10 protein-coding genes are annotated in these 13347 nt (G+C 59.8%); 6 read left to right on the plus strand and 4 right to left on the minus strand.

Annotation, left to right across the window (positions count from 1 at the left end):
* Positions 1–93 precede the first annotated feature (93 nt).
* Together QZR30_RS10075 and QZR30_RS10080 are read right to left on the minus strand one after the other, a co-directional pair.
* Positions 94–1701: an alkaline phosphatase family protein gene (locus QZR30_RS10075; RefSeq protein ID WP_311903265.1), complete on the minus strand. Its 1608-nt coding sequence runs from the start codon at positions 1699–1701 to the stop codon at positions 94–96.
* 122 nt (positions 1702–1823) lie between these two features.
* Positions 1824–2768: a LysR family transcriptional regulator gene (locus QZR30_RS10080; protein ID WP_046070383.1), complete on the minus strand. Its 945-nt coding sequence runs from the start codon at positions 2766–2768 to the stop codon at positions 1824–1826.
* Positions 2769–2923: 155 nt separating this feature from the next.
* On the opposite strand from QZR30_RS10080, the gene QZR30_RS10085 reads away from it, so the two are divergent.
* Complete coding sequence (locus QZR30_RS10085; RefSeq protein ID WP_068965948.1) at positions 2924–5239, plus strand: TonB-dependent receptor; 2316 nt, start codon at positions 2924–2926, stop codon at positions 5237–5239.
* Here the strand turns inward: QZR30_RS10085 and QZR30_RS10090 are convergent.
* Together QZR30_RS10090 and QZR30_RS10095 are read right to left on the minus strand one after the other, a co-directional pair.
* A complete protein-coding gene (locus QZR30_RS10090) occupies positions 5210–6397 on the minus strand; it encodes a CynX/NimT family MFS transporter (RefSeq protein ID WP_057024795.1) in 1188 nt (395 codons plus the stop codon). The two genes, QZR30_RS10085 and QZR30_RS10090, sit on opposite strands and share 30 nt — an antisense overlap.
* A complete protein-coding gene (locus QZR30_RS10095) occupies positions 6384–6845 on the minus strand; it encodes a nucleoside deaminase (RefSeq protein WP_046070386.1) in 462 nt (153 codons plus the stop codon). The genes QZR30_RS10090 and QZR30_RS10095 overlap by 14 nt, the downstream gene beginning before the upstream one ends.
* Positions 6846–6949: 104 nt before the next feature.
* Between QZR30_RS10095 and QZR30_RS10100 the strand changes: the two genes are divergently transcribed.
* The 5 genes from QZR30_RS10100 (at position 6950) to QZR30_RS10120 (ending at position 13174) form a co-directional block, all read left to right on the plus strand.
* Positions 6950–7801, plus strand: a complete 852-nt coding sequence (locus QZR30_RS10100) for a LysR family transcriptional regulator (protein ID WP_311903266.1) — start codon at positions 6950–6952, stop codon at positions 7799–7801.
* Positions 7802–8035: 234 nt separating this feature from the next.
* Positions 8036–8848, plus strand: a complete 813-nt coding sequence (locus tag QZR30_RS10105) for an energy transducer TonB (RefSeq protein WP_056847233.1) — start codon at positions 8036–8038, stop codon at positions 8846–8848.
* A gap of 48 nt (positions 8849–8896) precedes the next feature.
* On the plus strand, positions 8897–9619 hold the full coding sequence (locus tag QZR30_RS10110) for a MotA/TolQ/ExbB proton channel family protein (protein WP_108240736.1): 723 nt from the start codon (positions 8897–8899) through the stop codon (positions 9617–9619).
* 1 nt (position 9620) lies between these two features.
* Positions 9621–10022 (plus strand): ExbD/TolR family protein, encoded by a 402-nt coding sequence (locus tag QZR30_RS10115; RefSeq protein ID WP_046070389.1) that lies wholly within the window; start codon positions 9621–9623, stop codon positions 10020–10022.
* 206 nt (positions 10023–10228) lie between these two features.
* A complete protein-coding gene (locus QZR30_RS10120) occupies positions 10229–13174 on the plus strand; it encodes a glycosyltransferase family 32 protein (RefSeq protein ID WP_311903267.1) in 2946 nt (981 codons plus the stop codon).
* The last annotated feature ends 173 nt before the right edge of the window (positions 13175–13347 follow it).

Raw genomic sequence — 13347 nt, forward strand, 5'->3', positions numbered from 1 at the left:
TTGCTCCCGATAGCGGAGTGTCAGTCAAAGCATCTTTGACTGGCCCACTGCTATCGGGAGCAAGCCCCCTCCCACATTTAGTCCTGTACCGTTCTACCAGACCCCGATCTGCACTACTTTTTCCACCTCCGGCTCACCATACCGAAACCATTGCCCACGCACTTCAATCTCGGTGTGGCTGATGGTGGTACGCCGCTTCAACCCACGCAGCCATTCGAACAGATAACCCAAGTGAGTCTCCCGCACCTCGGCGTACGCAGGATCGCTGCCCAGGTCGTGGACTTCCTGCGGGTCATTTTCCAGGTCGAACAACTGCGGGCGGAAGCCATCATAGGCCAGGTATTTCCAGCGTTCGCTGCGCACCATGGTCATGCGGCAACGGTCGATGGGCTGCGCCAGGCGTTCCCGGGCCGGGGCCTGGAAGGCGTAGTCGTATTCGGCAATGGCGTAGTGGCGCCAGGTGGGTTGCTCGCCGTGCAGCAGTGGAACCAGCGAGCGGCCTTCGAGGCGATGGTCGGCGGCGGGCAGGCCCAGGGCGTCGAGGAAAGTGGGCAGGGCGTCGATGGTTTCTACCAGGCGTGCGTCCACGGTGCCACGGCTGATATCGGCACTGGCTCGCGGGTCGCGCACGATCAATGGCACGCCCACGGCGGGCTCCAGCAAAAACTCTTTTTCACCGAGGTAATGATCGCCGAGGAAGTCACCATGGTCGCTGGTAAACACGATCAGTGTGTCGTCCCAGCGGCCAGTGCTTTGCATGAAATCAAACAGCCGCCCGAGTTGATCGTCGATCTGTTTGATCAGGCCCATGTAGGTGGGAATCACTGTGAGGCGCACTGCGTCGCGGGAGAAATTCACGCTCTCCTGGTGTTGACGGAATGCCTGGTACACCGGGTGATCGCTGGTTTGCCCAGGTTGAATGGGCGCCTGGATATGCTCGGCACCGTACAGCGCGTGATACGGCGCCGGCGCGATGTAGGGCCAGTGCGGCTTGATATACGACAGGTGCAGGCACCATGGCTGTTCTGCTTGTTCGCTGATGAAGTCGATGGCGCGGTCGGTGGTGTAGACGGTTTCCGAATGTTCCTCGGCCACCCGTGCAGGTTTGCCTGCGTTGCGCATGTGCCAGCCGCTGAGGATCTCACCGTCTTCGCCTTGGGCGGCATTGGCCCATTCATGCCAGGGGTTGCGACCACCGTAGCCTTGCTCGCGCAGGTAGCGGGTGTAGGGCGCGGACTCGCGTTTGTCGTCGAACAGCGGGCTGTCGGGGTAGATGCCGTCGTGGCGCAAATATGCGTCAAAGCCCACCTCATTGAGCGGCTCGGCCTGGGCGCTGTCGGGGTCTATATGCAGGCGGTGCAACGCCTCCAGGTTCGGCGTGGCGTGGGTCTTGCCCACCAGTGCGGTGCGGATGCCGTGAGGGCGCAGGTAATCACCGATCGTCAGTTCTTCCAGCGGCAGCGGTACGGCGTTCCACGCCACCTGATGGCTGCTGACGTAACGCCCGGTATAGGCCGACATGCGCGACGGCCCGCAGATGGTGCCTTGTGTATAGGCCCGACTGAAACGCACACCGGCAGCGGCCAGGCGGTCGATATTCGGCGTGTGCAGATGGGCATGGCCGTAGCACGACAGATAGTCGCGACGCAGTTGGTCGCACATGATGTAGAGCACGTTGCAAACAGGTTTTGGTTCAGACATGGAGGTTCACCGAACGGAGGACAGGTGGGTTTTTTCGCCGTTCGAGGGGCGCTCTGGCAAGTGCATTTGGGGACTGGGTTCCATGCAGTGAATGCATGGGGCTTGCCCGCGAAGGCGCCGGTTCAGACAGCAATATTTTCAAGTGTGCAAACGTCTTCATCCATCTCATCGATCTGCTTGATCTGCTCAATCATCGCCTCCGCCAACGGCGACAACCGATACCCCGCACGGCTGACAATCCCGTAGCGGGTGTAACGCTCCTCCAGGTTTTCATCCAGCCCCTCAATTCTCAGGCACACCAGCTCACCCCGTGCCATATGCAGCACATCACTATTGGCGCTGACGATGCCGATGGCGTCCGAACGCAGCACCACGCCCATCAGGCTATAGCCGTTTTCACATTCCACACTGGGTTGGTAATCGGGCCGGCCGCTGAGGTCGACGATGACTTTGCGCAGGTTAGGCGGGCGGATGGTCACGGCCAGGGGGTAGCTCATCAGCTCGGCGGCGCTCACGCTGTCGCGCCCGGCCAAGGGGTGGCCGGCACGGCAGCAGAAATACCAGCGGCGTGGGCGCAGGCGGTGGGTGTGGTAGTCGGGGTTGGCTTCGAAGTGGCGGGTGTCGGCAACGAAAAATTCGAACTCTTCGCCGAGCAGGCGCTTGTCCAGGCTTTGCCAGTCGTCCACCTGGAACTGTACGCGGGCCTTGGGGTAGCGCCCGATAAAACTGCCGATGGCGCGGGGGATCAAGCCACCTGCCGGCGCCGGGCCGCAGCCGAAGCGCAGCTCACCGGCTTCCAGGCCGTTGAACTGGTTGATCTCGTTGGCCAGTTGCTGGGCGCCGCTGACCAGCCGCCGCGCATGTTCGAGCAATACCTGGCCTTGCTTGGTGGGCGCCAGGTCCTTGCGGCCGCGGTCCACCAGTTGGCAGCCAGCACTGTGTTCCAGGGCCTGGATGCTGCGACTGAACGCTGACTGCGACAGGTTCACGGCCACCGCCGCCGCGACAAAACTGCGTTGTTCGGCAAGGGCGATGAAGTGGCGAAGCTGGCGCAGATCGATATGCATTTTTCACATTGAAAATATCCGGGAAATGCATTGGCTATGCATTAGGTCGACTCCTTATAAAGGCTATCTCTTATGCAGTAAATGTTCGTTAAAACATAAATAAATAACCTTTAGGAATATCTGCCGATGGATATCTCCGGGTTCTGGAGCCGCTTATGAGTCTGTTCAAGTCATTGCCCTTGGCTGTGTTAGTGGCCGGTAGCAGCAGTTGGTCGCCGACCCAGGCCGCAGAAACCCCTGCGCCTGCCAGCAAGGGCGACAGCGCCAGTGGCCAGTTGGAAACCGTCACCGTGACCGCCAGGCGGCGCACCGAAAGTGCCCAGGCCGTGCCGACGCCCATGAGTGTGGTCGGCGGCCAGGCGCTGGAGACCCAGCGGGTGTACCGGATCCAGGATTTGCAGCAACTGGTGCCCAGCGTCAACGTCGCTTATATGCATGCGCGTCAGTCCAGCGTGTCGATCCGCGGCCTGGGCAACAACCCGGCCAGCGATGGCCTGGAAGGCAGCGTGGGGCTGTATATCGACAACGTCTACCTCGGACGCCCGGGCATGGCGGTGTTCGACCTGATGGACATCGAGCAGCTTGAAGTCCTGCGCGGCCCCCAGGGCACCTTGTTCGGCAAGAACACCACCGCCGGGGTGATCAATATCAGCACCCGCGCACCGAGCTTTACCCCCGAACGCAGCATTGAAACTTCCTTGGGCGAGGACGGTTATTTCCAGACCAAGGGCACGATTTCAGGCCCACTCAGCGATGACCTGGCGGGGCGTTTCTCGGCCTATCGCACGCGCAGCGACGGCGATATCAAAAACGAACACGACGGCCATGACCTGAACGGTGGCTCTCGCCAGGGCTTTCGCGGGCAATTGCTGTACAAGCCCAACGAGGCGTTCAACCTGCGCTGGATCGGTGACTACAACGAAGAGGACTCGAGCGCCGGCACCCGCGTGCTGTACAGCACCGGGCCGACCATCAACGGCACCAACCTGTATCAATCGCGCGCCAACGCGGCGGGGGCGACCCTGGTGGATGGCACCCATCGCAAGGTCAACCTGGACAACGACCAGCACGTCACCGTGTTCCAAGGCGGTACCTCGCTGGAAGCCAACTGGACGCTGCCGAGTGACTTCACCCTGACCTCGGTGAGTGCCTACCGTTGGTGGAATTTCACCCCGCGAAATGATGACGGCCTCAACGTACCGGCGTCGTACAACGCCGGGGTGTCGGTGGAAGATAAACAATGGTCCCAGGAATTTCGCCTGGCATCGCCTACGGGGGGCTTCTTTGATTACGTGCTCGGCGCCTACTACTTCGGTTCCGACCTGGATAACAAGTCCTTCGCCTATTACGGGCCCAAGGCCGACATCTGGAATGGCACGCCAACTGGCGCGTTGAACAATGTCAGCAGCATCGGCAACGGGCATATCCGCACCGACAGTTTTGCGCTGTTCGCCCAAGGCACCTGGCACCTGACCGAGCAGCTGGATTTCACCGCTGGCCTGCGCGGCACCTATGAGGAAAAAAGCGCCTGGGTCACGCGCAATGCCCCGGTGGGCGGCGCCGCCGTGACCGGCGGTGCTGCCACGGCGCGGCGTGGGCGTACCGGGGCATATGACTCCGGCGACCTGACTCAGTACAGCACCACCCCGTCGGGGCTGCTGAACCTCAGTTATCACTTCAATGAAAGCTTGCTGGGCTACGCAACGCTGTCCCACGGCGAGAAGTCCGGCGGGGTCAACCTGGCGGTGGGATCTGCGCCGACGGCCGGGGCCGACTCGCTGCTGATCGGCACCGAGCGCGCCAACAATGCCGAGCTGGGTTTCAAGAGCACCTTGTGGGACCGCCGCCTGCAGCTCAATGCCAACCTGTTCTGGACCCAGGTCAACGGCTACCAGACCAACGCCTACGATCAGGACAACCGCGTGCAGTACCTGACCAACGCCGGCTCTGTACGCTCGCGGGGCGTGGAAGTGGAAAGCACCCTGGTGCCGATCAAGGGCCTGACCCTGAATATCAACGGCTCGTTCAATGACGTGAGTTACCTGTCATACAAGGATGCGCCATGCCCGCCGGAAGTCAGCCTGCGCCCGGGTGCGCCGGCGTCCTGCGACTTGAGCGGCCATCAGGTGGTGGGTGCGTCAAAGTGGATCGCCAATGCCAACGGCGAGTACAAGTGGAACCTGGCCAACGGCTTCGAACCCTACGTCACCGCCAGCTATGCGTTCCGCTCCAAAGCGGTGGGTACGGTGGAAGATTCCGATTACGGGCAGATCCCGGCCTATGCAGTGGTCAACTTATCTACCGGCCTGCGCGGCAACTATGACCAAGGGCAGTGGGATGTGTCGCTGTGGCTGAAAAACGCCTTCGACAAGACCTACTACACCACACTGTGGACCGGCGGTAACGGCGGCTATGAAGGTTTGCTGGGCACGCCGCGCACCCTAGGCGTGACTGGGCGCTACGACTTCTAGGTCGGTGCGATAGGTGGCCGGGCTGAACACCCGTGTCACCAGCAGCATCGCCACCACCGTCACGGTCAACACCACCCAGGCGCTGATAAACGTGCCGGTGAGTTCGCGCAGCCAACCGGTCAGCCATGGCGAAATCGCATTGATCAAAAAGCCCACGCCTTGCACGAACGCCGCCAGTTGCCCGGCTTGGCGAGGGTCGCGATGGTGGTCCAGGGTCAGCAGCAGGCTCAGGGCGAAACACGCACCCAGGCCAAAGCCGATCAGCGCCACCCACAAATGCGGGAATTGCTGCGGCGCCATCAGCAGGCCGAGGTAGCCGACAGTTTGCGCCAGCAGGCTGATGCCCAGCAGTGGGCGCCGGTCGATGCCGCGTTGCGCCAGCACCGGCATCAGCAGTGCGGCGATCACCTGGAAGATGGTCATGAAGGCCAGCAACGAACCGCTTGGCAGCACACCCCAGCCCAGTTGCTGATAGTAGGCGGGCAGCCACGCCACCATGCTCATGTAGCCGCAGTTCACCAGGCCGAAATACAGCGCCAGCAGCCAGGCGCGACGGTTGCGCAAGCCCTCGAACGCGGGGGCCTGCTGCAGATTTCTGGCGGCGCCCAGCGGCAACCAGGCCCACAACAGCAACGCCCCCAGCGCCGGCAATAACCACACCCCCAAGCCTGCCTGCCATTGCTGGAAATGCGTGGCGACCACCGGGCTGAGCAGCGCCGCCAGCCCACCGCCGGCCATCAGTGAGGCCGAATACACGCCCATCGCCACCGGCACGCGGTGATGGAATTCGCGCTTGATCATCGCCGGCACCAACGCCTGGATCAGTGCCACCCCCGCGCCGCCGAGCAAGGCGGTGACCAGCAGCGCCGACGCCTGGCCCATCAGCCAGCGCGCCAGGCACGCCAGCAGAATCATCATCAAGCCCAGGGCGATGCCGCGACGTTCGCCCAAGCGGGCTTCCACGCGCACGCCCACCAATGCCACCAGGCCCATGCATATCACCGGCAGGCTGGTGAGCAAGGCGCTGCTCTGGAAACTCAGGCCGGTGGCCTGGCGAATCTCGCCAAGCAAAGGGCTGATGGAACTGAGGATGGGGCGCAGGTTCAAGCCGAGCACCACCAGCAGGCCCCAGCCAGCGAGGGATTTATTCAGGGTCATGCAGGGTTTTCCACTGGTGATACAGCGCGGTCATGCTGGCGTCGGGCAGGTGCTGGATGGGCAGGCGCTGCGACTCAATGGGCAGGCCGACCTGTTGGCTGATCGCCGCAGTGGACAGGCCGAACGGTTCGGCCATGGCGTTGCTGGCGGCAAACACCACGCGCTCCACGCCACACAGGTACATGGCGCTCAGGCACATCGGGCAAGGCTGGCCGCTGGCGTAGATCACGCAGCGGTCCAGGCGTGCGCCGAGTTGCTGGCTGGCGGTGCGGATCGCCAGCAGCTCGGCGTGGGCGGTGGGGTCCTGGGTCAGGTGGATCTCATTCACGGCTTCTACCAGCACCTTACCGTGGCGCGTGAGCACCGCGCCGAAGGGCCGGCCGCCTTGGGCAACGTTGGCGCGGGCCAGGGCGATTGCGCGTTGCAGGTGTGATTGATCGTTGGTCATGCAAGCCCCCAGGTGCGATGAAAGGTGAAGTATGGTCAGCCACCGGGGTATGCTGAAATTAAATATAAACATGCCAATCAGTGGCAAACGTGATGGTGACGCCTTTGTTCGATCCCGTGTTGTTGCGCAGCTTTGTCGCCGTGGTGGACTGCGGCAATTTCACCCGCGCCGCCGAGCGCCTGCATTTGACCCAGTCCACCGTCAGCCAGCAGATCCGCCGCCTGGAAGACGCGGTGGCGTGCCAGTTGCTGGACCGCGACCAGCGCCACGTGGTGGCCACCGCCGAGGGCGAGCGCTTGCTAGCTTATGCGCGCCGTATCCTGGCACTGCACGAAGAAGCTGCCGACGTGTTGATCAACCAGCAGAGCGACGGTGTGCTGCGCCTCGGTGTGCCGGAGGATTTCGCCGCCGAGCGCCTGATGCCGCTGCTCTCGGCGTTTGTCGTGGCCTATCCACGGGTGCGATTGGAGGTCACCAGTGGCCTCGGCCCGGAATTGCAGCGCCAGTACCGGGGTGGGGAGTTCGATGTGTTGTTAGTCAAGCAGATGGGCGACAGCGACGACTGCATGGCGTCGTGGCCGGAACCCTTGTATTGGGTCGACAGCCTGAGCACCCCGGCGCTGGGCCGCGACCCACTGCCGCTGGTGGCCTTTCCAGTGGGCGGCCTTTACCGCAATGACATGCTCCATCATCTCGAACGCTGCGGTTGGCGCTGGCGTATCGGCTACTCCAGCGCCAGTCTGGCCAGCGTGTGTTCGGCGGTGGCGGCAGGCCTGGGCATCAGCCTGTTGCCGGAGCGGGTGCTGCAACCGGGCCATCGCATCCTCGGCGCCGAGAGTGGCTTGCCCGCGGTTCACGGTGTGCGATTGGCGTTGTATGGCCGCAATGGCTTAGGCGCGGCGGGGCAGACGCTGTTGGACGAATTGCTGGCAATGTGTGGAGGGAACCTGCACTGAGCCATACCTTTGTTGAATATTTTGTATGCCTGGAAAGCATTGAAAAACAGCGGCTTGGCGCTAGGCCACGCACGACGTGGCTTTGAGGTTGTCAGCGATTTTCTTTATGTGTTTTTGATCTATCTATAACTTTAAAGATTACTTTAAGAGATAAGTGTCAGGCCCCGATGATTCAGCCCTCGACGGCCGCTCCTGCAGGCCCGTCGGTTTTTCAAAGCCGTAGGGAGTGAATCAATGGGCAATGTCCAGACCGCCGCCAGTGCACATGAGGCGCCATGGCGCCAGGCACCGAGTGGTGAGTTGGTCGACCTTGGCCGACCGCACCGCGCGCCATTGGGGCAATTGCGCTTACAAAAGACGCCGAAGCGTTTCTCGAGCCGTCGTGAAGGGCTCCTGCTCGGGTTACTGGTATTGGCGTTGCACGGCGCAGTGATTTATTGGGTGAGCCAGAAACCCACCCCGGTGCTGCCGATTGTGCCGCCGGAAATACCGCCGATGACCATCGAGTTTTCCCAGCCGGCGCCGCCGGTGGTTGAGCCGCCACCGCCCGTACCGCCACCCCCGCCACCGCCCGTGGTCGAGCCACCGCCGCCGGTTGTGGATGAATTGGCGGCCAAGCCGGCGCCGCCCAAACCGGTTCCAAAAGCCAAACCCAAGCCGGTGCCTAAACCAGAGCCCAAGCCGGTACCCAAGGCCGTCGAACAGCCACCTGCACCGCCAACGCCAGCGCCACCTGCTGCGCCCGTACCAGCGGCACCAGCCCCGGTAACGCCCGCGTCGGCCAACGCCGCGTACCTGAAGAACCCGGCGCCGGAGTACCCGTCACTTGCTCAGCGTCGCGGCTGGGAAGGCACGGTGTTGTTGCGGGTGCATGTGTTGGCCAGTGGCAAGCCGGGTGAGATCCAGGTGCAGAAAAGCAGTGGTCGCCAGCAACTGGATGATGCCGCATTGGCGGCCGTGAAGCGCTGGAGTTTCGTGCCGGCCAAGCAGGGCGATGTGGCCCAGGACGGCTGGGTCAGCGTACCGATCGATTTCAAGATTCATTAATTATTCGGCCGCGGTGTGCTTACGCCGCGACCTGCACAGAGGGAAAACATCATGGCATTAGCATCTCCACTTGAATCCATCGAAAGCGCGGTGATCTGGCTGCTGGTGGCCTTTTCAGTTGCCACCTGGGGTTTGGCCTTATTGAAGGGTGTGCAGTTCGGTCGTCTGAAGGCCCAAGATCGCAAGTTCCACAAACAGTTCTGGGCGGCGTCGAGCCTCGACTCGGCCGCTGAACTGGCCGAGACCCAACCTGGTGCGGCCGCTCGCGTAGCCCAGGCCGGTTATGCGGCGATTCAGGTGGGTGATTCCACCCACGCTGCGGATTTGAGCCAGGCGATCAACCATCAGGACCGCCTTGAACGCGCGCTGCGCCAGCAGATTGTGCGTGAGCGTCGCTCCCTGGAAACCGGCCTGGCGGTAGTCGCCAGTATCGGCAGTACCTCGCCGTTTATCGGCCTGTTCGGCACCGTATGGGGGATCATGGAAGCCCTGAAGGGCATCAGCGCTGCCGGGTCCGCCAGCCTGGAAACCGTGGCGGGGCCGATTGGCGCGGCGCTGGTGGCGACCGGCGTGGGGATCGCTGTGGCCGTGCCTGCGGTGCTGGTCTACAACTATTTCCTGCGCCGCCTGAAGCTGACGGCCGCAGACCTGGATGACTTTGCCCACGACTTCTACAGCCTGGCGCAGAAGCACTCGTTCCGCGTGCTGCTGCATCCGGCATTGACCAAAGCCAGCGCCGTCAGCCCGCAGAAAGTCAAGGAGGCGTCCTGAGATGGCCTTCTCCACGCAAGACAGTGATGAGGTGCTGAGCGAGATCAACGTCACGCCGCTGGTGGACGTGATGCTGGTGTTGCTGGTGGTGTTTATCGTCACCGCGCCACTGTTGACCAATTCGATCCCGATCAACCTGCCCAAGACCCAGGCCGTGGCGCCGGTCGAGCAGAAAGACCCGTTGGTGGTGAGCATCGACGGCGGTGGCAAACTGTTTATCAACAAGGACGAAATCCAGCCGGACCTGCTGGAATTCAACCTGCAGGCGGCCAAGGCCAAGGACCCCGATGTGCGGGTGCAACTGCAGGCTGACGATGGGGTGAACTATGGCGAAGTGGCGCGAGCCATGGCTTCGATTGAGCGCGCAGGGATTACCAAGTTGTCGGTGATTACCGCTCGTTAGTTTAACAAGCCGCGATAAGTTTTTTGGGCCGTTTCCTTGGCAGGGTGCGGCCTTTTTTTTAACTGGATTATGTGAGCTGATGTGTTGTTTCTTGATGTTGTTTCGGTAAAAACTGTACATGTTTTTTAGTTTTTCAGAGAGTGCAATTTTCCGTGATGTAATTATGCTCTGCTGTACAGGGAGTTATTATATTTATGGAGAAAAGTATGACTATTGGTTTTCCTGCTCATCACGTGAACACGCGTTTTGATTCGAGCGCGCAAGTATCACAATCGCAACCAATACAAACTGTTACTTCACCCATGGCGTCAGGTGCGGCACATCCTTTGGCCAACGCCTGGACCCGCCGTTCTGGTTCTATAAAACGTGAAATCTCTGCGCAAATAGCGCAATCGGCCGGTCTCTCCCGTGGGGCGGACGCTGGCCGTTCAACGCCGAGGCAGAATGTTGAAATAGAGACGTACATAAAAAAACATGCAGACGACTTTGTTTCACCCGAGAAAGAAATTTCAACTATTCTCGCGGCTAAAATCAAACAGAGTTGGGGGGTAGAGGTCGATCCGGACAAAACCTACCTTGTGACCTTCAAGAGCGACAGTGAAGATGAAAAAGATGTTGTAGAAAAAATAACCCTGACACAGGCAGCATTAAAGAATAGGCAAGATACACCGATTGAAGATGACAAAGGCTGGTTTCGAAAGTTTGCCCAGTACTTTTCGCCCTTGGTATATGGCTACAACAAAGTAGACGAACTCATACGGTCTGCGAGCAGCCGACAAGCCATCTATCGCGAACCGCAGCCTCCCGAAACTGCGCTTTATACTGCGGCTACCAAGGTTTCGATCCCTGTCAGTGGCTTCAAGGCGCTGGTATGGGATACCGAAAGGACCCAGCTCTACAAAGGCACGCTTGATGGGTTCTGGGAAAAGCACACGGGTTCTTATGCATCCTTGAGCAAAATCGCCTTCGTCAAGGCGATCAATCTACAGCGTCTGGAGGGTACGCTCGATCCTGTCGAGGCAGATCTGGCCCAGCGAGCCTTGGGGCCTGTCGCGCGGAAGGCGTGGTCTGAGCTGACGCTCGGGGATTTTGCCCATCCTGCGGTCAAGGATCCGAATCTGGACATGGGTTTGCTGAGCATCAACGGTTTGCAGTCCACGGACCTGATGTTTGTGACAGATCGGCACACGCAGCTGACGTTGCTGTACATCCCGGGTAATTCGTCGCCGATACACCGTTTCGATAATCCCGGGCAAATGCGAACCTGGCTCGCCATGCAGGCGTCTGACCCGGTAAAACGCGAGTCGCTGTTGACGCACTTTTCCCTGAAGGATCAGGCCCGCAAAGCGTTTTCGGATGGTGTACGGCAAACCCTGGAGGGCTTGGGCAACTGGTCCGATGCCCAGGCGTCGGGAAATGCCTTCCTGTCTGAGCTTAATGGTTGGGTGCCGGAACGCTTTATTGCGCTCGACCCGTTGAGTGGCGATCCTTTCCAACAAGTCATGGTCCGGCAGAAAGCGCGTTCTTACTCGGATGCCGATAACGCAATCGTCAGCGACAGTGACTACACGAAGAACAAAATAGCCCAGGGCGTGGAAGAAGCCGTAAAAGCGGCAATGTTCATGACGCCCCTGGCGCTGGTGATGCCGGAAGTCGCGATTGCATTGGATGCATTCTACCTGGCTGCCGGTGCGACCCAAGTGGGTATTGGCATCGATGACGTTGCCAAGGGCAAGGCTTCGGGCACTGACCGTATTGTCTTTGGTGTCTTGAACGCAGTGCCGCCACTGGCCGGCCATGCAGGGGCACCGCTTGCCAAGGCGCTGGCAACGGCAAAGGCCGGGCGCAACGAAGCCAGCCAATTTGTGGCGGCGGGCATTGATGCCGGACGCCAGGCGCCCACTCGGTTAGCTGACCAGCGGCCTGCGTTCCTGAATCCTCCTCAGCGTATCAATGGCCAGATCGGGTATCCGATGAGCCCGCTGTCGCCGCCCTCGCTGCTTGATGAGTTCACCATGCCCATGGACGACGTTTTTAAGATGGGCTCCTCGGAACATTATCGTGTATTCGTAAATGGCTACTCAAATGAGGTCAGGTATGACGTAGCCGCAGGCCTGTGGCGCGGCGTCAATCATGACGGCACGGTCAATGACATTTTCTATTGGCGCGAGGGTGAAGGCCGATGGGCCTCTGGTACTAGAAGCGAAGCGCTTGCAGGCAGACAAAACGCGCCCGCCGCCACCGAAAACAAGACCGTCAGGTTCCCAAGCTTGCCGCCGTTACCATCGAACGTTGCGCCGCTACCGAAAGTGATTCACTACTTTTGGGCTGGAAATGAAATGCCGGAGCATTTAATCCAAAATATTCTCGAAAACTCGAGAAAGAGTCCTGGGTATAAATCCATCGTTCATGTAGATGCTAATAATGCACGGGTGCTTGAGAGCATCACGTCTGCTCTGGATCATAAGGTGGGCGGGCTGGAAGTCCACGACTTGAAACAAGATGAAGCTTTTCAGGCGTTTAATGCGAGCCAGTATGCAGAAATGTATCAGTATTTTCGCTCAGGCCAAGGGCAGAACCTTGCAGCGTCATCGGATGTGATGCGCGTCGTCTTGATAAAAAAGCACGGTGGCATCTACCTGGATACGGATGATTCGCTCACTGTCAATGTGGGTAATGTCGAACTCAATGCCTCACCCACTGATATTTTGATGAATGCGCCTGTTAATTACGAGCCTGCGGATTTTCAAGGCTTCAATACCAGTAACTTTTCCAGCCATGCGGATAACCCATTGCTTGAGGAAATCCTGGAGCAGTCTTATAAGCGCTTCAAGGAAAATAAACCTTGGTTGGATACGCATCGTCCAATGCTTGACGCTCATTCAACCACTGCCGAGCGGCAAGCTTATAAAAACTACGAAAAGAAAATTTTCGAGATTACCGGGCCTAAACTCTTTGCTGATGTGCTGGGTGAAGCAGGGTACGGCTTTTTCCCTACTGTGAATGACTTGGTAGAAGCGGTAAATACGAACGTGGTGCTGCCGAGAAACTATGCAGCACGCTTGAGTGAATCGCAGGGGCATTACATGGCGATGCGTCACAAGCTTGACGTCGAGATCGGGGGAGAGCACTCCATGGCTCATTCGCGCTGATGCCGAGGAGCCTCTGCAGGCAAAAAGTGGCAGTCATTAATCATCCGCTTATGCGCCCCCGTCATCTTCAGTCGGGGCCGCGTTGGGCAATTCTTGATGCACGCCTGGCGCAAAACGAAGGATGGCTGAAAAGTCATTTTGGTTATTAATAAATTCTTTTTTATTCCTTATTA

The organism is Pseudomonas sp. rhizo25, from assembly GCF_031931935.1.
In the GTDB taxonomy this organism is placed as follows: domain Bacteria; phylum Pseudomonadota; class Gammaproteobacteria; order Pseudomonadales; family Pseudomonadaceae; genus Aquipseudomonas; species Aquipseudomonas synxantha.